This window comes from Allochromatium tepidum, from assembly GCF_018409545.1.
Lineage (GTDB): Bacteria > Pseudomonadota > Gammaproteobacteria > Chromatiales > Chromatiaceae > Thermochromatium > Thermochromatium tepidum_A.
Window position 1 is genome coordinate 1206527 of the sequence record NZ_AP024563.1, and the last position, 23652, is coordinate 1230178.

21 protein-coding genes and 1 pseudogene are annotated in these 23652 nt (G+C 67.1%); 17 read left to right on the forward strand and 5 right to left on the reverse strand.

The features are described from left to right. Positions 1 to 11: 11 nt before the first annotated feature. From Atep_RS05685 to Atep_RS05700, 4 genes and pseudogenes are all read right to left on the reverse strand, one after another. Positions 12 to 758 carry a sulfite exporter TauE/SafE family protein gene (locus tag Atep_RS05685; RefSeq protein ID WP_213380695.1) on the reverse strand — a complete coding sequence of 249 codons (747 nt, stop codon included), beginning with the start codon at positions 756 to 758 and terminating at the stop codon, positions 12 to 14. Further along, complete coding sequence (locus Atep_RS05690; RefSeq protein ID WP_213380697.1) at positions 755 to 1390, reverse strand: FmdE family protein; 636 nt, start codon at positions 1388 to 1390, stop codon at positions 755 to 757. Before Atep_RS05690 ends, Atep_RS05685 begins: the two co-directional genes overlap by 4 nt. 251 nt (positions 1391 to 1641) lie before the next feature. Next, positions 1642 to 1899 (reverse strand): annotated as a pseudogene (locus tag Atep_RS05695) (radical SAM protein); the annotation flags it as partial. Positions 1900 to 1916: 17 nt separating this feature from the next. Then, positions 1917 to 2477, reverse strand: coding sequence for a sigma-70 family RNA polymerase sigma factor (locus tag Atep_RS05700; protein WP_213380699.1), 561 nt, complete (start codon positions 2475 to 2477; stop codon positions 1917 to 1919). Between the two features lie 143 nt (positions 2478 to 2620). On the opposite strand from Atep_RS05700, the gene Atep_RS05705 reads away from it, so the two are divergent. The 17 genes from Atep_RS05705 to Atep_RS05785 all read left to right on the forward strand — a co-directional run bounded on the left by Atep_RS05705 (position 2621) and on the right by Atep_RS05785 (position 22502). After that, positions 2621 to 3460, forward strand: a complete 840-nt coding sequence (locus tag Atep_RS05705) for a phosphate ABC transporter substrate-binding protein (protein WP_213380701.1) — start codon at positions 2621 to 2623, stop codon at positions 3458 to 3460. Between the two features lie 10 nt (positions 3461 to 3470). Then, positions 3471 to 5519 (forward strand): methyl-accepting chemotaxis protein, encoded by a 2049-nt coding sequence (locus Atep_RS05710; protein WP_213380703.1) that lies wholly within the window; start codon positions 3471 to 3473, stop codon positions 5517 to 5519. Between the two features lie 394 nt (positions 5520 to 5913). Further along, positions 5914 to 6636 carry a 4Fe-4S dicluster domain-containing protein gene (locus tag Atep_RS05715; RefSeq protein ID WP_213380705.1) on the forward strand — a complete coding sequence of 241 codons (723 nt, stop codon included), beginning with the start codon at positions 5914 to 5916 and terminating at the stop codon, positions 6634 to 6636. A 13-nt stretch (positions 6637 to 6649) separates the two neighbouring features. Beyond that, complete coding sequence (gene nrfD, locus Atep_RS05720) at positions 6650 to 7537, forward strand: NrfD/PsrC family molybdoenzyme membrane anchor subunit (RefSeq protein WP_213380711.1); 888 nt, start codon at positions 6650 to 6652, stop codon at positions 7535 to 7537. Between the two features lie 18 nt (positions 7538 to 7555). Continuing rightward, positions 7556 to 10252 (forward strand): molybdopterin-dependent oxidoreductase, encoded by a 2697-nt coding sequence (locus tag Atep_RS05725; RefSeq protein WP_213380713.1) that lies wholly within the window; start codon positions 7556 to 7558, stop codon positions 10250 to 10252. A 76-nt stretch (positions 10253 to 10328) separates the two neighbouring features. Then, positions 10329 to 11078 (forward strand): TorD/DmsD family molecular chaperone, encoded by a 750-nt coding sequence (locus Atep_RS05730; protein WP_213380715.1) that lies wholly within the window; start codon positions 10329 to 10331, stop codon positions 11076 to 11078. Between the two features lie 24 nt (positions 11079 to 11102). Further along, positions 11103 to 12236 (forward strand): glycosyltransferase family 4 protein, encoded by a 1134-nt coding sequence (locus Atep_RS05735; RefSeq protein ID WP_213380717.1) that lies wholly within the window; start codon positions 11103 to 11105, stop codon positions 12234 to 12236. After that, positions 12236 to 12679 (forward strand): methylglyoxal synthase, encoded by a 444-nt coding sequence (locus tag Atep_RS05740; RefSeq protein WP_213380719.1) that lies wholly within the window; start codon positions 12236 to 12238, stop codon positions 12677 to 12679. The genes Atep_RS05735 and Atep_RS05740 overlap by 1 nt, the downstream gene beginning before the upstream one ends. Next, positions 12673 to 13845, forward strand: coding sequence for a DUF362 domain-containing protein (locus Atep_RS05745; RefSeq protein ID WP_213380721.1), 1173 nt, complete (start codon positions 12673 to 12675; stop codon positions 13843 to 13845). Before Atep_RS05740 ends, Atep_RS05745 begins: the two co-directional genes overlap by 7 nt. 15 nt (positions 13846 to 13860) lie before the next feature. After that, on the forward strand, positions 13861 to 14145 hold the full coding sequence (locus Atep_RS05750; protein WP_213380723.1) for a hypothetical protein: 285 nt from the start codon (positions 13861 to 13863) through the stop codon (positions 14143 to 14145). After that, entirely contained in the window at positions 14136 to 16283 is a 2148-nt protein-coding gene (locus Atep_RS16880; RefSeq protein WP_213380734.1) for an Mrp/NBP35 family ATP-binding protein, read from the forward strand. The genes Atep_RS05750 and Atep_RS16880 overlap by 10 nt, the downstream gene beginning before the upstream one ends. Before the next feature lie 401 nt (positions 16284 to 16684). Then, entirely contained in the window at positions 16685 to 17416 is a 732-nt protein-coding gene (locus tag Atep_RS05760; protein WP_213380736.1) for a hypothetical protein, read from the forward strand. Between the two features lie 43 nt (positions 17417 to 17459). After that, entirely contained in the window at positions 17460 to 17918 is a 459-nt protein-coding gene (locus tag Atep_RS05765) for a rhodanese-like domain-containing protein (RefSeq protein WP_213380738.1), read from the forward strand. 8 nt (positions 17919 to 17926) lie between these two features. Next, a complete protein-coding gene (locus Atep_RS05770; RefSeq protein ID WP_213380740.1) occupies positions 17927 to 18832 on the forward strand; it encodes a hypothetical protein in 906 nt (301 codons plus the stop codon). A 49-nt stretch (positions 18833 to 18881) separates the two neighbouring features. Further along, positions 18882 to 19733 (forward strand): substrate-binding domain-containing protein, encoded by an 852-nt coding sequence (locus Atep_RS05775; protein WP_213380742.1) that lies wholly within the window; start codon positions 18882 to 18884, stop codon positions 19731 to 19733. Then, on the forward strand, positions 19730 to 21169 hold the full coding sequence (locus tag Atep_RS05780) for a sensor histidine kinase (RefSeq protein WP_213380743.1): 1440 nt from the start codon (positions 19730 to 19732) through the stop codon (positions 21167 to 21169). Before Atep_RS05775 ends, Atep_RS05780 begins: the two co-directional genes overlap by 4 nt. A 13-nt stretch (positions 21170 to 21182) precedes the next feature. After that, the gene (locus Atep_RS05785) at positions 21183 to 22502 is read left to right on the forward strand and encodes a sigma-54-dependent transcriptional regulator (RefSeq protein WP_213380745.1); all 1320 of its coding nucleotides are present in this window, start codon (positions 21183 to 21185) and stop codon (positions 22500 to 22502) included. 230 nt (positions 22503 to 22732) lie between these two features. Here Atep_RS05785 and Atep_RS05790 read toward each other — a convergent pair whose 3' ends face one another. Beyond that, positions 22733 to 23545 carry a tRNA threonylcarbamoyladenosine dehydratase gene (locus Atep_RS05790; protein WP_213380752.1) on the reverse strand — a complete coding sequence of 271 codons (813 nt, stop codon included), beginning with the start codon at positions 23543 to 23545 and terminating at the stop codon, positions 22733 to 22735. Between the last annotated feature and the right edge of the window lie 107 nt (positions 23546 to 23652).

Sequence of the window (23652 nt, forward strand, 5' to 3'; positions counted from 1 at the left end):
GAAAGCGCCCGTCACAGCAGACTCCAGGCCGTCTTGGCCGCGACGGCGAGCAAGACGAGGGCGATGGCGCGTTTCAACTGGGTGCCCGACAGACGCTCGGTTGCCAGCCAGGCGCCGAGCGCCGCCCCGGCCAGGGTCGCTACGGCTGTGACGCCGAGCAGAGCCGGATCGATGTGCGCGACCTGGACATGCGCCAGGAAGCCGCTGAGCGAGGCGAAGATCACCACGAAGGACGCGCTGGCCGCCGCGCGCTTGGGTTCCAAGCCGGAGGCCACCAGCGCGGGCACGATGATGTTGCCGCCACCCACGCCGAGCAGCCCGCCGATGAAGCCCGCCGCGCCGCCGACCGGCAGCCCGAGCGCCAGTGTCGCCGCCGTGGAGGCGCGGGCCGAACGCGGTCTGGGTTGGTAGAACAGCATCATGCCGGCGGCGAAGACCAGAAAGGCCACGAACAGCCACAGCAACGGCGTCCGGTCGAGCCCGTGAGCGGCCCAGACGCCCACCGGCGACAGACCGACCGCCAGTACCAGCATGGGCGCGACCAGCCGCCATTCCACCAAGCCCTTGCGTATGAAGGTGGCAGAGGCAACCGTCATCCCGAGCGCATTGAGCAGCAGCGCAGTGGCCATGGCCGTGTGCAGCTCGATGCCGAAGGCGAGGAAGATCGGGATCAGGATCAGCGCCGCGCCCACCCCGGCCAGGCTGAACAGCGTGGTCAGAGCCAGGGTGATCAGGGCGGTGAGGATGAGCAGGGTCATGGCGCCAACCGAGGCTCGCGGATTCCGGTGATCCGCTCATGACAGGGGATGCAGACCCGTTGCTCGCCGGCCAGTCGTGCATAGCCCTCGACCACCATCTCGCCGCAGGCCTCGCACACCAGTCCGGCGAAGGAATGCGGATGGCGTTCGACCGGATGTTCGAAGATCGGACCAACCGAGAGCAGTTGCTCGGCGGGGGCGTTCATGACGCGATCCACCAGGGGTTGGACGACTTCCAGCGGCACCTGCGAGGCGGGAATGCCTTTCTCCCGGTAGTCCTTGAAGAAGGCAGTCTGCTTGTTGGCGAGCATCGCCTCAGCCTTCGGCGTCACCCGCACCGCCCGCCCGGTGGCGACTTCGATCAGGGTGACGCCCCATTTGCCATAGTGCAGTTTTTTGATATTGCCCTTGCCGAAGGTGCAGCCGGTGATCATCTGCACCCCGTCGGCGAAGCAGGTGGCGCAGTGCTCCTCGCCGAGTTCCACTAGGGCCAGAAGTTGACCGTCGGCGGCTCGCTCGACACCGAGTGCATTGAGCGCCGCCGCGCCGACGCGCAGTCCCATCGGCATCGCCGGGCATTTGTGGCCGTGCAGGGCAAGGCCGTGTTCATAGAAATCGTTGGCTTTGATCATGTACTGGGATCCTGGTGTCGTGTCAATGAAAGAGGCCAGATGCCCCGACATACAGGAAGACGCAGGCGACGGCAAAAGGATGCACCTCCTCGCCATCACCGTCAGTCGGTCAGCCGCCGGTCATCGACATGAAGCGCACCACCTGCCCGGGGTACTCGTTGAACTCATGGCGCTCGGGCTTCAGGGCGATCGCCTGACTCGGATGCGCCTGGAGTTCGGACCCGTCGATCCCGGCACGCAACAGGTCGCGTAGCGGATAGCTGTGATCCTAGCTCAGACAGAGATGCAGTCTGACCGCCGGTCAGACGCACCCGACGCACGCCCAGCGCCGTGAAGGTCGCGACCACACGCTCGATCTCCTCGAAGGTCAGCCAGTGCGCCGGCTCCTCGAAACCCTTGAAGCCCTTGGGCAGACAGTAGCCGCAGCGTAGATCGCAACGGTCGGTGACCGAGAGACGCAGATAGTCGATGCGGCGACCGAAGGGGTCGGTCAATGGGGCTTGACTCATCCTCGGGTGTCCTCTTTTTATGATTTTGACTGTCGCTCGGTGGCGCGTGGCGTGAAACAGCAGACGCGACCCTGTTCGTCGAAACGGACCTGACAGGCTTCGACCAGCCGCCGCTGCAAGCGCGTCCGGGCACGCTGGAGGCGCGACTTGGCGCCAGGCAGCGACAGGCCCAGTCGGTCGGCGAGTACCTGCTGGGGTTGGCCCTCGATGTCGCAGAGCGTCAGCGCCAGCCGATCGGCCTCGGACAGCTCGGCGAGCACGCGCGGCAGACATTCCGCGAGTCGATCCAACGGCGACGGGGGCGTGTCGGCCGGCGCGGGGAGATCCTCGCTGAGCGGGAGGTGTTCGCGTTGCGCGCGCAGACGGTCGGTCAGGGTGTTGCGTGCGACCTGGAACAGCCAGGCGCGCGGATTGCGGACCGCGCAGAATCCCCGGCCCTGGCGCAGCGCCTTGATGAAAGCGTCCTGGAGCAGATCCGCCGCTTCATCGGCATCGCCCAGACGATGATCGAGGTAGTGTTTCAGCTCGGGCGCATGACTCGACCAAGCGTTCAGAAGACAGGGGGGCGTGTGGTGCATGTTAAAATCCGGTTGTCCGAGAGTGCGTGCTTGGAGCGACTTATAATCCAGGGTCAGCCGACAACGCCAACCCGATTATTGTTGGGGTTTTGGGCTCGGCCAAACCCGACTGTCCGACCACCAAATGAGCACACAATAACGACATGCCCCTCTTCAAGCGATTTCCCCGGTACCTGACCGGCGGTGCGCTCGCGCTGAGCCTGGCCAGTCCGGGGCTGGCGGCCCTGGATATCTCGGGCTCGAGCACGGTCCTGCCCGTGGTCGAGCGACTGGTTCCCGTTTTTACCGAACAGACTGAAGAGCCGGTTCGCCTGGCCGGCGGCGGCAGCGGCGCCGGAATCAAGGACGCCCTCAGCGGGGTGAGCCAGATCGGCATGGTCTCGCGCGATCTCAAGTCCGAGGAACGGGCCGAGCTGAGCCATACCACCATCGGTCTCGATGCCCTGGCGATCATCGTCAACCGCGACAATCCGCTCGACCGGATCACCAAGTCCCAGCTCGTCGAACTCTATAGCGGCCGGATCGACAACTGGCGCGCACTCGGCGGCCCGGATCTCGCCGTGGTGAGGGTGAGCAAGGAAGTCGGACGCAGTACCCTGGAACTCTTCGAGCATTACACCGGACTGCAAAGCCCGGATCGCCCGCCGAGCGACACCCCGCGCATCAGTCAAAAAGCCTATGTCATCGGCTCGAACCTGGAGGCCCTGACCCTGGTCGGCGGTCTGCCCGGCGCTATCGGCTATGTCTCGGTGGGCACGGCGCAGGCCATGGCTGAGGCCGGTCTGCCGGTCAAGGTGCTGGTGCTCGACGGTGTGGAGCCATCCAACGCCGCCATCGCCGACGGGCGCTATCCGATCGTGCGTCCGCTCAATCTCGTCTACCGTGAACCGACGCCGAGCGTCTCAGCGTTCCTGGCGCTGGCCCTGAGTCCGCGCGGACAGGACGTGGTGAAATCACTCGGCTTTTTGAGCGTCGACCGCTAGGGGAATCCGGATGCGCCTGACATTGACCACCAAGATCATCGCCCCCTACGGACTGCTGGGCGGACTGGTACTGGCCCTGCTGTCGGTCCTGTTCGTCTTCGATCTGCAACGCCAGTCGGTGGCCGCGCATGAGCGTGCGCTGCTCGGCATCGGTTCGGCGGTGCGTGAGATCGCCGCGCGGGTGCAGACCGGCATCCTGACCCGTCAGGAATCGCTGGCGATCGAAATCGCCCAGGTCGCGCGCCGCACCGATGGTCTGATCGGCGACCTGGGCGCTTCGGGCGCCGATCTGCGCGCGCCCTTCCAGGACTATTTCGCCGCCATGGTCGCCATCAACTCGGTCTATCTGGAGAACCGCACCGAGGAGGGCGCGCGCCGGCTCAATCAGCTGCGCGAACAGGAGCGGCGCATCGACGCCACCATCGCCCAGCGCCTGGGCGCGGCTGAGCAGGAACGCGACCACATGGCCGCACTGGCCTGGGTGGTGCAGGGCGTGGTCCTGGTCGCCATCCTCGTCATCCTGGTGGGGCTGGCGATGCTGGTGGTGCGCACGGTCGCGCGGCCCATCGGTCGTGCCGCCCAGGTGGCCGAGGCGATCGCGGCCGGCGATCTGTCCGGGACCATCCAGGTCAGCGGCAACGACGAGATCGCCGATCTGCTGCGCGCGCTTCAGACCATGCGCGAGGCCCTGCGTCTCCTGCTGACCGGGATCAAGGATATCGTCGGCCAGGCCACGCAAGGTCGCTTCGACGAACGTCTCGACAGCGACCAATTGCAGGGCGTGGCGCGCGAACTCGCCGAGCTGATCAACCGGATGACCGGCATCACCCGCGCCGGGCTGCACGACGTGATGCGGGTGACGGCGGCGCTGGCCGAGGGCGATCTGAGCCAGCGTATCGAGGGCGAGTATCCGGGCATCTTTGGCGAGACCCAGCGCGGCGTCAACACCACGATCGAGACCCTGCGCGAAACCGTCGAGGAGATCCGCGCCGTGGTCGAGGCCGCCGCCCAGGGTCGGTTCGAGCAGCGGCTCCAGACTCAGGGCAAGCAGGGTGTCTTCCTCCAGATCGCCGAAGGACTCAATCAGCTTTCCGGGCTGGTCTCGGCCGGACTCGAAGACGTGGCGCGCGTGCTCCAGGCGATGGCCGAGCGTGATCTGACCCGGCGCATCACTACCGATCATGGCGGCGTCTTCGGTCGGCTGCGCGACGATACCCATGCCACGCTGGAGGCCACGCACGAGGTGGTGCAGCGTATCCAGGACTCCACGCTGTCGATCCATGCTGCTGCGCGCGAACTCTCGGTCGGCAATCTCGATCTCTCGCGGCGCACCGAGCAGCAGGCCGGCAGTCTGGAGCAGATCGCCGCGCGCATGGACGAGCTGAACGACACCGTCCGCCAGACCGCCGACAACGCCCGTCAGTGTCAAATGCTCAGTCAGGGGGCCAATGCCGCCGCGCAGCGCTGCGGCGAGTTGGTCCGGCGCACCGTCGCCACCATGGGCGAGATCCAGTCCGGATCGAGCCGCATCGCCGACATCACCGAGGTCATCGACTCCATCGCCTTCCAGACCAACATCCTGGCGCTCAATGCCGCCGTCGAGGCGGCGCGGGCCGGTGAGCAGGGCAAGGGTTTCGCCGTGGTCGCCGCCGAGGTGCGCGCGCTCGCCCAGCGTAGCGCTACCGCCGCGCGCGAGATCAAGACCCTGATTGCCGAGTCGGTCGAGCGGATCGGCGGCGGGGAACAGTTGGTTCAGCAGGCCGGAGCGGCGATGGACGAGGTGGTGACGAGCTTCCAGCGCGTCAGCGGACTGGTCGGCGAGATCGCGCAGGTCAGCGGCACGCAGAACGCCGATGTCGAGGAGGTGGCGCGGGCGCTTGCCGGTCTGGATGCCATCACCCAGCAGAATGCCGCGCTGGTCGAGCAGTCGGCGGCCGCCGCCGAGAGTCTGGAGCAGCAGGCCGGGGAGCTGGAGACGGTGGTCGGGCAGTTCCGGTTGGGGAGTGCTCAGACCGCGCTGACCGCGCCGCCCAGGGTGCCGAGGCTTGGAGTTCTGTGAACCGGGCCTGGGCGGAATCGAGCGCGCCGACACTTGGACGGCGCACCGCCAAAGTCCGTTGCCCGCATCCGGCTTGAGCGAGGTTGAGGCGTTACGCTTGGGTAACGTTTGGCCGGATGTTGTTACCTCGAATTCAAGTTTTTGAATTTCATATAAATCTCAATATTTCTCCGATTCAGGCGTTACGTTCTTGTAACGCCTGCCGTGCCGGACGCCCGGATCGCCTCCCAACGCCATCCCGCTCGCATTGATAATTGTCAATCCAATCAATCCCCTATTCTTCGTATCGAAATAGTCGGGTATGCACCCTGCTTATTCGATCCGAACAAGAGGGTCGCCATGACGGCCCGGTTTATCGGCCCCTCATGGGGCTCACCGGAGGAGGGGAGACATCATGCCAGTCGGGTTACAAGCCCAACCATCGCTCGGGGTGCCGGGCAAGAAGCGCTGGGCGATGGTCATCGACCTGCGCCGCTGCATCGGCTGCATGGCCTGCGTCTGCGCGGACAAGGCCGAGTACGACGTGCCGCTCGGGGTGTGGCGCACCATCGTCAAGGTCAAGGACACCGGGAGCTATCCCAACACCAAGCGCCACTTCATGCCGCGGTTGTGCAATCATTGCGACAACCCGCCGTGCGTGCGCAACTGTCCGACCGAGGCGACCTATAAGCACGAAGAAGGCTTCGTGCTCCAGCGCTACGAGCGCTGCATCGCCTGCCGCACCTGTATCGCGGCCTGTCCCTACAACGCCCGGCATGTACTGCCGAAGAACCGCGACCGGGTGAAGATCGGCGGGGTGATCGACAAGTGCACCTTCTGTCATCACCGGGTGGCCGCCGATCTGGTACCGGCCTGTGTGCAGACCTGTCTGGGGCGCTCGCGCATCTTCGGCGATCTGAACGACCCCAACAGCGAGGTCGCGCGCCTGGTCGCCCGCCACAGCGTGGTCACACTCAAGCCCGAGAAGGGCACCGCCCCGCAGGTCTATTACATCAAGCCCGACCGCGTCCACACCGAGCAGGTTCTGAGCCGGCCGGTGTCGCACGCGGCCCGCGCCGACGCGGAGGCCTTCTACCGCCACAACCGTGGCACCCAGTTCTTCTCCGGCGTGCTCTGAGGGGGATGCAGCCATGTTCGAGTACTTTGAATTCAACATCGCCCCCTGGGGTTGGGAGATCACGGTCTACTTCTTCCTGATCGGCACGGCGGCCATGACCTATGTCTACGCGGCGGCCCCAGCGGTCTTCGGCGATGTCTTCGGCGGCATCGCGCGTTCCATGGAGCCCTTCCAGAAAACCGGCATGCTGGCGGCGCTGGTGCTGCTGCTGATCTCCGGGCCGCTGCTGATCGTCGATCTGGGGGTGCCGGAGCGCTTCCTCTATCCGATCCTGCATTTCCATTGGACTTCACCGCTGTCCTGGGGCGCGCTCTTTCTGCCGCTGTTCGGGCTGTGCATCGTCGGTTTTCTGGCCGCCCTCTGGTTCAACCGGCCCCAGCTGCTCAAGCCGATCGGTATCCTCGGCATGCTGCTGAGTCTCTCCATGCCGCTCTATACCGGTCTGGATCTGATGGTGCACCAGACCCGCGAGCTCTGGAGCAACCCCACCATTCCGGTGCTGTTCGTCATCCTCTCCGTCAGCTCGGGCACCGCCCTGGTCAGCGTCATTCATCTCGCGCGCGGTCAGTTCGACGCGCGCACCTTCGAGTTCCTGCACTGGTTTCTCTACGTCGCGCTGGGAACCACCCTGGCACTGTTCCTCGGCGAGCTGGTGACGCTGCTCTACGGCAGCGCGGAGCTGCAACAGGCCTGGACACTGATCAATGAGCGCTTCTGGGTGCAATTCTGGGTGATGACCTTTGGACTCGGCATCCTGACGCCCTTCCTGCTGATGATCGTCACCCATTACTGGAAGAGTGCCCGGGTACTGACCCTGGCCGCCGTGCTGGCGGCGGTCGGCGCCTTTTTCTTTCGTAGCGTGCTGATCTACGCCGGTCAGCTCACTCAGATCTATTACTGATCCCGGAGTCTCGACATCATGAGCGATCTCGCAACCCGAAACACCGAGGGCGATATCGGGCGCCTGAGCCGCCGCGACTTCATCAAGCTCGGCACCGCCGTCGGCGCCGCCGCCGGTACCCTGTCACTCGGCAGCCGCCGGCTGATGGCCATGGAGCAGGAGCTGGGGGGCGACGACATCTCCGCCGTCACCGGCGCCCAGCGCCAGTCCGTGCCCTATACCTGTCTGGTCTGCAACATCGAGGACGGCGGCGTGGCCTTCGTCGAGAACGGACGCATCGTCAAGCTGGAAGGCAACATGGACCACCCCAACACCCGCGGCAAGCTGTGCGCCAAGGGCAACTCGGGGTTCCTGCACGTCTACGACCCCGACCGCATCATGACCCCGCTACTGCGCACCGGAAAGCGCGGCGAGGGCAAGTGGAAACGGCTCTCCTACGACGAGGCGACCAGTCTGCTCGCCAAGAAGCTGCGTGAAGTGATCGACCGCGCGCAGTCCGAGGGCGACGAGGCCATCCTCAATGAGATCGTCTTCAAATGGGGCCGCAACCGCACCGGCGGGGCCGTGCATCGCTTTATGCACGCGCTCGGCTCCAACGCCATGATCAATCACACCAACATCTGCGAGTCCTCGAAGAAGGTCGGGCTGGAACCCTCCTGGGGACCGGACATCGAGTCCTGTGACTGGGCCAACACCAAGTACATCATCAACTTCGGCTCCAATGTGCTGGAGACGGCCTATTTCATGAACCCCAACGCCCAGCGCCTGGTCGACGGCGTGGTGGGCAACAAGGCCAAGCTGGTCTCCTTCGATGTGCGCCTGTCCAACACCTCGGGCTTTGCCGATGAGGCCTATTTCCCCTATCCGGGGACCGATGGGGCCATTGCGCTCGCCATGGCCCACGTCATCATGAACGAGGGACTGTACGATGCCGCCTTCATCCGCGACTGGACCAATGTCACGGCCGAGCAGCTCATCGCGCATCTGAAGCCCTACACGCCGGAGTTCGCCGAGCAGGAGTCGACCGTCCCGGCCCGCGACATCCGCCGCATCGCCCGCGAGTTCGCCACCACCAAGCCGGCCACCACCTTCTCCTATCGCGGCCCGGCCAAGCATGTCTACGGCGCCTATCAGGAGGCCGCCATCCACATGCTCAATGTCATCACCGGCAATGTCGAGAAGAAGGGCGGTTACTGTCTGCCGCGCGGCATGGACTGGCCTCAGCCCCAGCCCGAGCCGCCCAAGGGCAAGACGGCGAGCCTGCTGGCCGCGCCGCCGCTCTATCCGCTGGCCTCGCACCACGTCTCGACCCATGTGCCCTACATGATCATGAAAGGCGAGGCCAGGGTGTCGGTGTGGATGCATCTCTACGACAACCCGGTCTACACCTATCCGTCCAGCCACGTCTGGGCGCATCTGCTGAAGGACGAGACGCTGCTGCCGTTCGTGGTCTCCTTCAGCCCCTATATGTCCGAGACCACGGAGCTGGCCGATCTCATCATCCCCGACGTCACCTATCTGGAACGCCACGATCCCGAGTCCATGCCGAGCGGACTCTATCCCTGTCTGTCCATCCGCCAGCCGGTGGTCAAGCCCTTGGGCGGCACCCAGGAGTTCCGCCAGACCCTGATCGATGTGATCAAGAAGGTCGATCCCGACGGCTCGCTGGGGATCCGGCAGTACTTTGCCTTCGACACGGTCGAGGACTGGATGCGCGCCCACTTCGACGCCATCCCCGGACTCAAGGACGAAGGCGGTTGGGATTTCATGAAGCGCAAGGGCGTTTGGCCCATTTATGGACAGGTCGACAAGACCACCGCCAAGATCGTCGACAAGAACGGCAATGAGGTCGAGCCGGAGTACGAACTCTACAAGAAGCCGGTACCCGCCGCCGATCTGGAGGGGGCGGAGGTCGGCGAGGACGGCACCATCCGCAAGAACGGCAAGGCGATCGGCGTGCGTATCGGGGATCAGAGCTATGTCGGCTTCGGCACCCCGTCGCGCCGCATCGAGCTCTACAAGCAGAGCTTCAAGGACTATGGCTTCAACCCGCTGCCGGTCTACAAGCGGTTGCCCTCGCGCGACAAGCGCTCCGACGAGCTGGTGCTGACCACCTTCAAGGTCAACGTCCACACCCAAAGCCGCACGGCCTCGATCAAGTACCTGGCCGAGCTGTATCACAAGAATCCGGTCTGGATCAATCCCAAGACCGCCGCTGCGCGCGGCATCGCCGACGGCGATCTGATCCGCGTGACCTCGGATGTCGGTCACATCGTCACCCGCGCCCATGTCACCGAGGGTATCCATCCCGATGTCGTCGCGGTCTCCACCGCCTGCGGCCACTCGGCCTATGGTCGTCTGGCCCAGCTCAAACAGAAAGAAGCCGCCGCCGAGTGGGCGCAGGGCGGCGATCCGGACATCACCCACAACGTCTGGTGGGACGACAAGGGCGTGCATCCCAATCCGATTATCCGACTGGCTGTCGATCCCATCGGCGGCTCCCAGGGTTGGTATGACACTCTGGTGCGGGTGAGCAAGGCCGAGCCCGGCGATCACTATGGCGACGTTGAGGCCAGTGTCGAAGTCTCCATCAAGGACTACGAGCAGACCCTGCGGTTGGCCTACACCGGCGATCTGCACCGGATCAATCACAAGGAAGTGGACATCGACTGGGATCATCTGCCGGAACCGGCACTGCACGTCGGCGGGCATTGATCCATCGGATGGGTGGAGCGCCGCGAAACCCATCCTCCAGTCGCCCAGACCGCCAAACAACCGAGGACTTCGACGAATGCAGACACATCACCAGGTCGCGGCCCAGTCATCCAGGCCGGTCGCGGCGGATGAAGCCATTGAGGAGCGCGCCGCTCTGGCGGGCCTCTATCACCTGGTCGCGCGCTGTCTCGAAGAGGAGCTGGACCGCGAGACACTGCGCCTGCTGCGCGGCGCACTGCGCGAGCCGTTGAGCGCCGCGGGCTGGACACTCGATGCCGACTTCTTCGCAACCGCCGAGGACACCCTGCTCGAAGTCCTGGCCGAGGAGTACACCGGACTCCTGGTCGCCCCCGGCTGCATCAATCCTCACGCCTCGGTGTTCGAGACCGGGGCGCTCTTCCGCGAGCCCTGCGACCGCGCGGCAGCCGCTTACCGCGAGGCCGGCTTCGACTACCGGCGGCGTCTGAGCGGGGAGTTCCCGGACCACATCGGCACCCTGCTGGGCTTCCTCGGCCATCTCGCCGAGGCCGAGGCGGACGCCTTGCGCCTGGGTGACACCGAGGCGGCCGAGCAGGCCAGACAGCGCCATGACCGCTTTCTACTGGAGCAGCTCGGACCCTGGGCGCCCGGCTGGTGCCGGCGCGCCGCGCACGCGGCGCTGCACCCCTTCTACCGTCAGATGCTCCAGTTCACCGAGCAGCTCCTGTGGCTGGCGCTGGCCGAGATCACCGACCGGCGCGGACTCAAGGAACTGATGGCCCAGAACCGGCGCGAGCCCAAGAAGCTCGACTACAACGCCGATTTCCGCAAGGCATCGGGTCTCTAGGCGGATGATGGAGGTGAGCCACTCATGCGCATCCTGATCGTCGAGGGCTCGGGCCGCGGGTTTCTCTGTCATTACAGCCACGCCCTGGCCTCGGGTCTGCACCAGGCCGGCGAAGCCGTGCGGCTCCTGACCGGCGCGCGTGACGAGCTGGCCGATTGGTCGGTGCCCTTCGACAAGCGGGCCTGTCTTGCCGATGGGCTGGCCGGCTGGTTGTGTCTGCGCCGCGAGGTGCGTGAATACCGACCGGACGTGGTGCATCTGCAATGGATCAATCGCCCGCTGGCAGCGCTGGCCTTCCTGCACTGGGCCAGGGCACGCGGTATCGCGGTGATCTACACCCCGCACAACATCCTGCCGCACGAGCGGCGCTGGCTGAGCCTACCGCTGTTTCGCGCCCTCTACCGGCGCGTCGATCGCGTGGTCGCGCGCGACAAGCACATGGGCTGGGCGCTGGAAGAGCTGCTCGACACGCCCCAGGAGCGGCTTGCTCATCTACCCGGCAGCCCCAACCCCATGGCGCTCGATAGCTTCCCGACGCGGCCCTGTCCGGAGCTGGCCACGGCCCGGGACGAAGAGTTGCGGCTGCTGTTCTTCGGGCATGGCTCGGCCCGCAAGGGGCTGGACGTGCTGCTCGGCGTGCTGGCCGCCCGACCCTGGCCGGCGTACCTGCATCTGGTGGTCGCGGGGGAGGGCGTCCTGACCGGGATCGATCCTCACCTGCTCGCTGCGGCTCGCGCGCGGCTGCGGATCACAGTGATCGACCGCTATCTGCGACCGTCCGAGGTCAAGTATCTGTTCTCGACCGGCGATCTCCTGGTCATGCCCTACCGTAAGCGCTGCAAGAGTCCGCTCACCGATCTGGCGGCGGCCTTCGGCGTGCCGGTGCTGCGCTCCGACCGGGTGCAGGGAACCGGCTTCCGCGAGGGTTGGCAGGGACAGACCTATCCGCACGATCAGCCCGAGCTGTTGGCGGAACGACTGCTCGGGCTGGTCGCGGACCGAGCGGCGCTCGCTGCCCAACGCGGACCCTGCGAGCCGGTCCGTGTCGCCATGACCCGACTCGCCGAGGGGCACCGTCTGTTGTATCTGGAGGTCCGCGCGGGGAGCCGATCGATTCCGGCCGCGACGGTGAGCCGGCCGCTCGCTGGAGGACTCTGATGTCCGGTGCCGGCAAGACCCTGATCCTGATCGCCCACACCGCCCGTCTGCCGGACCTGGTGAAGCTGGTGCGCAAGCGCCGGGCGGTGTTCGCGGACTATCGCCTGCTCGCCACGCTGGAGACCGGCGCGGCCATTGAGGCCGAAACCGGGCTGGAGGTCACGTCGCTGTTCTCTGGGCGCCGGGGCGGGGAAATCCAGCTCTGCGGGCTGATCTGTACCAATAGCATCCGCGCCGTCTATTTCCTCCGCGACCTGGAGACGAATCGCTTGGACGAGCCAGACATCACGCCCTTCTATCGCGCTTGCGACCTCAACAACGTCCCGCTTGCCACCAACATGGTCAGCGCGGTTGCGCTGACGCATTGGCTGGGGCGGCGCCTGGAGTCAGGGCGGGCGGGCCGCGTGGAGTCCGACGCCGGCGAGGGCGTCCTGCCATGCTGAACGCGATGCCGACCCCATCGAACCGTGGCGCGGCGCTGGCCCTATTGGAGGGCCGCGAGCTGCTGGAGGAGGAAACCCTCTGTCTCAATCTGCGCGGACGTGGCGAGCACTGCCGCCGCTGTGCCGCCGCCTGTCAGGCCGATGCCCTCTCATTGTCGCCTGATGCCCTGGAGGTCGACCGCGCGCGCTGTACTGGCTGCGGCGGCTGCGTGCCTGTTTGCCCGGCCGGGGCGCTGCGTCTGAGCGGTTTCTCACCGGCGCGGTTCCTGGCCGCGCTCGATGGCGCGCCCGAAGTGCATCTCCATTGCGGGGAGAGCCGGGATGGCGGCGGCGGGGTGGTGATCCCCTGCTTCAAGGTGCTCGACGAGCGGTTGCTGGCCGCCGCGCGCGCCGACGGGGTCGAGACGCTGCATTTGCACGGTCTGGAGCAGTGCACCGACTGTCGGCACGGCGGCGCGCTGGAGTGGCTCGCGCGCGTCGGCCGCCGCCTGACGCGGCGTCTCGGCGATTCCGCACCCCGGTTGCAACAGGCCACCTCGGGTGAATCCGCCGATGCAGGGCCGCGCGAGCGCCAGGATCAGCCCCAGCTCAGCCGCCGCGCCTTCCTGCGCTTCGCCGGGGCGCGCGCCTCGCTAGAGGCCGCGCGCTGGCTGGTGCCGGTCGAGGAGGACGACGAGGCGGGCGCGGATCTGCCCTTCTTCCAGAGTGACATCACTGAGGTCCGCCGGCCGCATTCCTATCAGATGCCGCTGGCGGCGAGGGTCGAGCAGGCGCCCTGGGCAGCTAGACGACCGCTGCCCTGGCGGCTGCGCACCCTCGATGCACATTGCACCGGCTGTCTGGTGTGCGGACAGCGCTGTCCGACCGGCGCCCTGCTCGCGCACGAGGAGGGACGCACTGCCCTGGCCATCTCCTTCGAGCCGGCGCTCTGCACCGACTGTGGTCTCTGCAACGCGCTCTGTCCGGTCGACGCCATCACGATCCAGCCGGCGCGGCGAGCGAGCCAGGTGGCCGCGCCGCGTGCGACCCTAATGATGCGTCGGCTCACAGTCTGCGCGCGCTGCGGCGATGGTTTCGAGCCGGAGACGCCGGACGCGAAGCACTGTCCCATCTGCGCCAAGGAGGACGCACTGGATGAGGACTGGCTGAACCTATTGGGTGCTTGAGGGTTGGCTGGGCGCGTGCCGCCGTGGCTGATCCGCACCCTGCTCAGTCTCGGCCTGCTTGGAGCGCTCTTTGGCGGCTATCTGTGGTTGAGTCGCCCGCGCACGCCCGAGGCGCTGTTCAAGACCCGCTGTGCCGCCTGCCACGAGCTGCGCGTTGAGCGTCTATGCGAGTTCGCGCCCCGGCAGCGCCCGGCCATCGTCGACACCATGCGGCGTCTGCACGAGGCCGATCAGGTCATCGATGAAGAAGAGGCGGTCATCATCCGCCGCTATTTGGAGGAGTCTCTCATATGCCCTTGAGCCAGATCGCTGCACCGGAACGGTCGCGGAACGATCCGGACGCGGATGCGCGCCTGGAGCAGCACCTGCTAACGGTCCTAAGTCAGATCCAGGACGCCACGCGCGGTCTGGATGTGGTGACGGACGGCCAGGTCTATGCCGTGGTCGCCACGGGCGGCGCGGTGCGGGTGCTGCTCGATCCCGAGCGCTTCCCAAGCGAGGCGGCCCAGTCCGCCCTGGCCGAGACCATCCAGACGCTGCTCGCGGACGAGTCGGGCGTCGAGCGCCTGGTGGTCAAGCCGCGTCCGCGCTCGATCTGCCTGCGTTCCGAGCTGCCGGGCGTTCGCCGTGTGATCGGCGTGCACAGCGGCAAGGGCGGGGTGGGCAAATCCACGGTCGCGGTCAACCTGGCCCTGGCACTGGCCGCGCGCGGACTCCAGGTCGGCCTGCTGGATGCCGATGTCCACGGCCCCTCGGCGCCGACCCTGCTCGGGCTCTCGGGCCGGATGGAGACCACACCCGATGGTATGCGGGTGCGCCCGCTGGAGCGGCACGGGCTCAAGGTCGTCTCGCTCGGCTTCCTGCTGCCGGAGACCAAGGCCCTGATCTGGCGCGGCCCGCTGGTCGAGCGCGGGTTGGCGCAGTTGTTCACCGAGGTCGATTGGGGCGAACTGGACCTGTTGCTTGTCGATCTGCCGCCCGGTACCTCCGACGTGCATCTGGAGGTCGCGCGCCAGGCGCCGCTGGCCGGTATCCTCACCGTCACCGCGCCGGGACAGGTCGCGGTGGACGACGTGCGGCGCGGGATGGAGATGTTCGCGGATCTGACGGTGCCCTGTCTGGGGATCGTCGAGAACTTCGCCGGTCTGGTCTGCGGTCGCTGCGGAACCGAGAGCGCCTTGTTCGGCGCGGGCGGCGGCGCGGAGCTGGCGACGCTGACCGGCCTGCCGCTGCTGGCGCGGCTGCCCTTCGATGCGGCGCTTGCCGAGGCGTCCGATGCCGGACGTCCGCCGCTGGTGGCGAGTCCGGAGACGGCGGCGAGTGCCTGGTTCCAGGCGCTGGCTGGGCGAGTCGCCGGCAGGCTGGGTCTCGATCAGGCGGACCAACCAGAAGGGTATGCCATGCGTGCCCGACGCACTGTGTCGGCGGAAGCCGTGCCAGTGCAGTCCCCCGAGGAGACCGGGCCGATGGACTGTCGCGCGGACACCATGCGCCGGACCGAGCCGCCGATCCCCATCCCGGTTCGCTCCGGCACCAGTCAAGCCCCCATCAACCCGGAGCCCGATACGGCCCCGGGCTATGCCGAGCCCGGCGAGCCCATCCCCGGTGTGCGCGATGTCGTCCTGGTCGCCGGCGGCAAGGGTGGGGTCGGCAAGTCCACGGTGACGGTGAATCTGGCCTGCGCCCTGCGCGTCCAGGGTCTGCGCGTCGGCGTGCTGGACGCGGATCTCTACGGCCCCTCCATCGCGCGGATGCTCGGCACCGACACCGAACTGGAGCAGGACGCGGCAGGGCGCGCCATCCCCGCCGTCGGCCACGGCGTTCACAGCCTCTCGATCGCCCAGCGCATCCCGCCCGAGGCGGCCCTGGTGTGGAAGGGACCGCTGGTGACTCAGACCCTGATGGACATGGTCTATGGCGTCGCCTGGCCGGATCTGGATGTGCTGCTGGTCGATCTGCCGCCCGGCACCGGCGACGTCCAGCTCAGTCTGCTGGAGCGTCTGCCGGTCAGCGGGGCGGTGCTGGTAACCACGCCGCAGCGGCTCGCCCAGGTGGACGCCGAGCGCGGCATCGCACTCTTCCACGAGTTGGACATCCCGGTGCTCGGGGTGATCGAGAACATGAGCCATCCGGTCTGTCCGAGCTGCGGCGAGCCCATGCCGCTGTTCCCGGATGCGGACGTGCGCGCGCTCGCCCGCCGCCGTCACGTCCCCTATCTGGGCCGCCTGCCGCTCGATCCCGCCGGACAGGTGCTCGCCGACACCGGCCGTCCCCTGGTCGAGGCGCTGCCCGAGAGCGCCGCCGCCCGGACCTTCCAGGAGTTCGCGCATCAACTCCGCGCCGCGCTGGAGCGGGAGGCCGAGGCCGCCTTGCGCAATGCCGACCCCAACACCCGTGCCGCACACGCGGCCTTCTGGGAACGTCTGATCGAGGATTGAGGGTCAACTACCCCGCCCTGAAGGGCGGAGCTTGTGAGAGCAAGCTGGGTTGACCAGCCTCAGCCCGCCTGACCGGGACGGTCGAAAGGGGCTCCGTGTGCAACAGGTCGTCAAGACTCACCGGCGGATGCTTCCTCAGTCCGCCGCTCTGAAAGGCCCGGACCATGCTGACGAAAGGTAAAGCGTCGAAGGTTCGGGTCGCCGCCGTCAGGCGGGAGCCGGTGGCACACATTGGCGAGGGGAGCGTGTCGCGTCGTGAGACGCCGCACCGTCACCAGGCCCTTACGGGCAGAGCCTCACGGCCCGGCAGGTGGAAAGCCTGCATCCGTTTCCGGCGGCTGCACGGTCGTAGCCGCTCTCCCTCCCCGCCCTGAAGGACGGGGTTTCTCGCGGAGGAACTGATGACCGAACTCTACTTGTACCTGAATCGGCCCCTGCCCGAGGGGCTGGATCCGCAACGGCTCTCCGGACTCGCCGGGCTGGTGGTCGAGGCCGGCTGTCTCAGCGCGCGCGAGGCCGGCACCCTGCCTGCCCCAGTCGCCGCGCTCTGCATTCCGAGTGCGGATGCGCAAGCGGACTGGGACGCGAACGCCGCCCCGGCGTGTGTGGTCGACGCCGGACTGGACGCCTGCGCCGCCCTGCGCGACGCCCAGCCGGAGCGCAACTGGCTGCCGCGCCTGACCGTCTATCCGCAGGAGGTCAGCTACCGCATGGCCAATTACAGCGGCGAAGGCTTCAAGTTCTTCACACCGGACGCGGCCACCATCCACGGCTATCGGGTCACGGATGGCGACCGTCTGCTGATTCCGACCCTCCGGCGTGCCCGTGACCTGGGCTTCGAGCAGATCTGGCTGCACGCCCGCGAGGCCGAGCGACGCGGTCGGGGGTTGGATCTGGATCTTCTGGAGCGAGCGCGGGCCGAGTATCCCGAGGGGCTCTGGCTCTCCGGCGGAGCCGCCGAAGCGCGCCATCTTGAGAACCTCACCCGCGAGGGCGGGGCGGATGGGGTGGTGATCGGGTTCGACCTGCTTCAAGCCGTCGGTGTGGAGGCACTGCTGGCGGCCCTGGCCCCACCGCGTCCGCCCGAGGTGTCCGTCGCTCTGATGCCTCGTTCGGGTCATGCAGCCGTCTGAGTCGCGCGGCCGGGGGCGCTCGCCGTGGCGACAGTGGCGGCTGATGGTCGCGGTCGCCGCGCTCGTCCATGTGATCGTCGGCACGGCAGGTGAGGACCGTGGGCCGCCCACGCCGACCCTGAACCCCGAGACGCTGTCGAGCCGGCTCGTCCGGGACGAACCGCCGCTGGTGCTCGACACCCGTGGCCGCGCGGCCTACCTCACAGGCACCATCCCCGGCGCGCTGGACGCCGGAACCGACCCTGCCGGCTATCTGCCCGACAGCCGTGGCGGAAACGCGGTGCTGATCGTCGAACCCGGCACCGACCCGGCGCCCTGGATGAACCGGCTCCTGGGCTTCGGTTATCGAGTCGAGGTACTGGCCGGCGGTTTGCCTGCCTGGCGCGCCGCCGGCCTGCCGGTCGTGAATCCACAGGCCGGCTTCGCCATACCCGGCAGCCGCCCCTTCGTCATCCCACGCGGACTGTGCGAGATGAACACCCCGGCCGATCGCTTCCATTGAACATCAGAATGCTCGTGAATCCCCTGGTCGATGGAATCGAGCCGCTTCAGCCGATCCTATGGCTGCTGGCCGTCTTGTCTCCTGGCGTGACCGCTTCAGACGTGACGGATCGCGAGTCGCGCCCCTGCGCCGACTGTCACGCGGCGATCGTGCAGACCTTCGCCGTGACCCGGATGGCGCAGGGAGCGGAGGGCGAGGTCTTCCGCCGGGAATGGATGGAGCAAGGCACGCCTGAGGGCTGTCTCGTCTGCCACGCGCCCTCCGGCGGCGCCGGCCTGAGCTGCAACGACTGTCATGGCCGGGCAGGGCACCCTTATCCCCGGCTCCAGGTACCCGACATCTGCGCCCGCTGTCATGATGCTCCCGGCGAGAGTACCGTTCGCCGCTTTCGCGAGCACCCAGCCGCGCTTCAGGGGAAGGATTGTCTGGATTGCCACCTGCCGCCGGGTGGAGCCAAGGCTGGGCATGGCTTTATCGGCCCTTCGGTCGCCGGCTTCCTGGACGACGTTGCCCGGCTGAGGCTGTCGCTCCGCCATACCCCGAATGACGGCGCCCTCGTCCTGATCCGGGTCAGCCACCGCGCCGGCCATGCCCTGCCGGGTGGAACCACGGGGCGCGCGGTTTGGCTGACGGTCAGCGGGCTGGATGCCGAGGGCATCACCGTCTGGCGCGAAACGGTGCGCTACGGCTGGGAGCGGCACGGCGAGAACGAATGGCAAGACCGCACCCTGCCCCCCGGCCCGCCGACGTCGGTCGAGATCGCGCTTTCCACCCACAGGACGATGACCCGTCTGCGCGCCGAACTCTGGTACCGCTTCAGAGCCGGAGACCTGGACACGCCGGATCCGCGCGCCCGGCTGCTGGATGCGGTCGAGCTGGATCTGCCGTCCCCGGCTCCGGCGGATCGGCGATAATCCATTGCCACGCGCCTTCATGGATCCGCCACCGAATCGACAACCCTTGATGACACTGAATCGCCGCCGTTTCATCCGCCACCTGGTCGCCACGACGCTCGGCGCGGCCTGGCCCGTGTTGGGGGCTTCGCCGGTACGCTTTGGCGTCACCGCCGTGATGCTCGATGATCGCGTCGGCTTTCTCAACGATTGGGCGGCCTGGCTGGGTGTAAGGCTCGGGCGGCCGGTGGTCTTCGTGCAGCGCGCACGCTATCGCGAGATCCTCGATCTACTGCTGGGCGGTCAGCTCGATCTGGCCTGGATCTGCGGCTATCCCTATGTTCGGCATCAGGACGCGCTGGAACTGATCGCGGTGCCGTCCTTCCAGGGGCAGCCGCTCTACCGCGCCTATGTCATCGCCGCCGCCGAGGGCGGCGTCCAATCCTTCGAGGAACTCGCGGGCCGACTCTTCGCCTGGGCCGATCCCGACTCCAACTCTGGCTATCTCTACCCGAGGTCGTATCTGGCCGGCCTCGGGCGCGATCCGGATCACTTCTTTCGACGAACGTTTTTCACCTGGGGACACCCGCGCAGCGTGGTCGCGGTCGCCGAGGGGTTGGCCGACGGCGCGGCGGTCGATGGCTATGTCTGGGAGACCCTGGCGCGTCGCGATCCGGCGCTGACCGGGCAGACGCGGATCATCCTGCGCTCGCCCCTGTTCGGTTTTCCGCCGATCGTGGCCGCGCGTGACCTGCCGGCGGCGGATCGCACCCGGTTGCGCGAAATCCTGATCGGGCAGGCGGGAGACGCCGCCGGCCGCGCGCTGCTGGCGGAACTCAACCTCGACGGCTTCGTCACCGCCAAGCCGGCCCTGTTCGCGGATATCGCGGTGATGGCACGCCAATTGGGGCGAAGCGGGTGAACATAAGCCGCTTTTGGGCGAGCTATCGCGTCCGCCTGCCGCTGAGTCTGAGCGTCTCGGCGATCCTGACCGCGTTCTGTCTGGCGCTCGCACTCGGCGGACAGACCCTGGTCAATCTGCGCGAGGATCAGGGGCGCAACGCATCAATGTTGGCCCATGCCTGGGCCGAGATGCTGATCCAGGCGCTGCGCAACGAGGATGTCTGGCTGGCCTATGCGCTGCTGCGCGGTCCCGAAGGCGCTGAAGCCGGGGAAGCCGTATGGATCCTGGTCGATGCCGCCGGGCGCGTCTTCGCCAGCAACCGGCCGCGTCGCTATCGGCTCGATCAGCCGGTAAACGAGGCGCTGCCCTGGCTGCCGGCGACCGTTGAGCCGGATCGCATCGAACCGCTTGCACGGGCGAACGGGGTCGATCAGGCCGAGGCCCAGCGTCTGCTGCGCCTGCCGCTGTTCAGCGACGGCACACTGGTCGGCGAACTGATCGCCCTGCTGTCCGATACGCCCTATCTGCCGCGCTTTCGCGAGATCCTGGTCGGCGGCGTGCTGGTGACGGTCGGCGTGCTCGCCCTGCTGGTGCCGCTCGGCTGGCTGTGGGGACGGCGCCTGGTGGCACCCCTGACCCGGCTCAGCGGCTGCATGAGCCGGGTCGGCAAGGAAGATCCGCGTCGGCTGTACTGCACACTGCCCGGCGATGACAGTGAGATCGGTCAGCTTGGACGCCAGTTCGCCGCCATGGTTGCGGCCCTGGCCGAACAGGAGGCGCTGAAGGATCAGATGCTCCAGTCCGAGCGGCTGGCCGCAGTCGGGCGGGTTGCCGCCGGAGTCGCACATGAGGTGAACAACCCACTCGGCGGTATGCTGATGGCGATCGACGCCTATCGTTGCGCCCAACCTCCGGACGCGCGCACGGCCCGCCTGCTCGATCTGCTGGAGCGCGCACTGCGTCAGATCCAGGACTCGGTCTCGGCGCTGCTGGTCGAGGCGCGCGCCGATCCGCGTCCGCTGACGGCGCGCGATCTGGACGATGTGCGCACCCTGGCCCAACCGCGATTGGCCAAGTCCGGCGTGCGGCTGATCTGGCACAATGCCTTCGATGTGGCGACCACACTACCGGCGGCGCCGGTGCGCCAGTTACTGCTGAACCTGTTGCTCAACGCCATCGAGGCCGCACGCGACGGCGGGGCGGTGCGGGTGCGGCTGCTGAGCGAGGGCGACCGCCTGCGGCTGTGGGTGCGCAATCGCGGCCGGCCGATCCCGCCCGATCAGCTCGCCCATCTGTTCGAACCCTATCCGGCGGTTCGACCCCATGCGCGCGGACTGGGGCTATGGATCTGCTATCAGATCGTCTCCCAGCTCGGCGGCGTCATCGAAGTTGATTCCGAGGGCGAATTGACGACCTTCCGGGTCAGTCTGCCGCTGGGTCGACCGGTTGCATAAGAGAGTGCGTGATATGACACGGGTCTGTCTGATCGAGGACGATGCCATCATGGGTGAGGCGTTGGTGGAGCGTCTGACCCTGGAGGGATTCGAGGTGGACTGGCAGTGCACGGGGCGCGCCGGTCTGGCGGCGCTGCGCCAGACCGAGGCGGCGTTGGCGGTCATCGACGTGAATCTGCCCGACCTGTCCGGGATCGCCCTGTTCGAGCGGCTGATCGAGTCGCGTATCGCGCGGCCGCCCACGCTCTTCATCACCGGCTACGGCACCATCGAGGACGCGGTGCGTCTGCTCAAGCTCGGCGCGGCCGACTATCTGACCAAGCCGCTCGATCCGGGCGCGCTCATCGACAAGCTGCGTGCGCTCGCCGCCACGAGTGCGCCTTGCCGCGACGCGCGCCGGGAGGCCGGTGAGAACGAACGCCTGGGGATTTCGCCTTCGATGTGCCGCCTCGAATCCGAACTCGACCGTCTGGCGCGCCATCCGCAGACGCCGGTTCTCATCAGCGGCGAATCGGGCGTGGGCAAGGAGGTCGTGGCCCGCGCCCTGCATCGGCGTCAGTGTCCGCAGGCGCCCTTCGTCGCGGTCAACTGTGCCGCGCTGCCCGAGACCCTGATCGAGGCCGAACTCTTCGGCCACGAGCGCGGGGCCTTCACCGGGGCCGAGCGCCGTCGTCCCGGTGTCTTCGAGCAGGCCGGCGATGGGGTGCTCTTTCTCGATGAGATCGGCGACATGCCGCTGGCCTTGCAATCGCGTCTGCTGCGGGTGGTGCAGTCGCGCCAACTGACCCGCATCGGCGGCGTCGAGCCGGTCGCGGTCGCCGCGCGTCTGGTGTGCGCCACCCATCGCGATCTGGCCGCCCTGGTGCGCGCCGGGCACTTTCGCGAGGATCTCTACTACCGGGTACGGGTGCTGGAGATCGCGATCCCGCCGCTGCGCGAGCGGCCCGAGGACATCCTGTGGCTGGCCGAACGCTTCCTGGCCGAGCATGGCGCACGCTTCCCGGATGAGCGCCGCCGGCTCGGGGCGGCGGATCGTCAGTGGTTGCTGAATCAATCCTGGCCGGGCAATGTGCGCGAGTTGCAGCATACCCTGGAGCGCGCCTGCATCCTCGGGCAGGGCGAGCGATTGCGCTTGGAATCTTCCGACGCCACACCCGCCGAGACCGGTCTCAGACAGCAGACCGAAGCCGGCGAACGGGCCGCGATCCTGGCCGCGCTCGTCGAACAGGACTACCACATGACCCAGACCGCCGCCCGGCTCGGCATCAGCCGCAAGACGCTGTGGCAGAAGATGAAACGGTATGGGCTGTCACGACATGATGATGTAGGTTGAGCTGAAAATGGTACGGCATTCTGTTGACGCCGTACTGATGTCTGATGCCGCCAGATTCGCGCCTGGCCTAGCGCATCACCACCGCTCGATTCGCCACTCAGACGTTCAGTGGGAAAGGGGCCAGACGCTACGGCGGACGCTGGAATCCAAAAGGCTGTTGTTCTCGACTTTGGCCATTTTTGGACTCCCACAGGCAGCTAAGTGCTTGAAACTCCGTAGGGGTAAAAAAGTTAGACGCACTTTTCATGCGAGATCCGATTGGCCAGTACGTTGATGGCTCGCGCCGCCGCGAACAGCCCCAGGCCGGCCGTGACCGTCACCACGGAACCGAAACCCGCGCAGTTGAGCCCGGTCGGTCCCGGACGGCTCGGGTCGCAGACTGTCGCGGCGGGTGGAGTGCGTACAGGTTCGATGGTATACACCGCCTCGATGCCAAAGCGCTTGTTCGGCTCGCGGGTAAAGCCGTGCGACTTGCGCAGCTGAGCCCGCACCCGAGACAGCAATGGATCCTGGATGGTGCGTGCAAGGTCGTCGACCCGGATGCGGGTCGGATCGGTCTTGCCGCCCGCCGCGCCACAGGTCACGAGCGGGATGCCGGCTCGATGGCAGACGGCGATCATGGCCACCTTGGCACGTACCGAGTCGATGGCATCGACTACATGATCGAAACCGGCGCCGACCAGTTCGGCGGCATTCTCAGGAGTCAGGAAATCCTCGATCAGGGTCAGGTCGCAGTCCGGGGCATAGCCGGCGATGCGCGCGCGCATGGCCTCGATCTTGGCCTGACCGAGTGTGGGATCGGCGGCCTGGATCTGGCGGTTGATGTTGGATTCGGCGACATGATCCAGGTCGATCAGGGTCAGACGGCCGACGCCGCTGCGCGCCAGTGCTTCAGCCGCCCAGGAACCCACGCCGCCGAGGCCCACGACACAGACATGCGCCGCCGCGAGCCGGGCCTGTCCGTCCTCGCCATAGAGTCGTGCCAAGCCGCTGAAACGGCGGCGGTCGTCGATTGTGTGTTCGGGGAGCGGCTGATTCGACATGGGTCAAGAAACGGATGAGCGCGAGCGGAGCTCGCTCAGGGCCAAGAGAATTGCGCCAATGATGCCGTATCAGGCCGTTCCCGGTCCAAGGTTCGATGGCCCCAAAA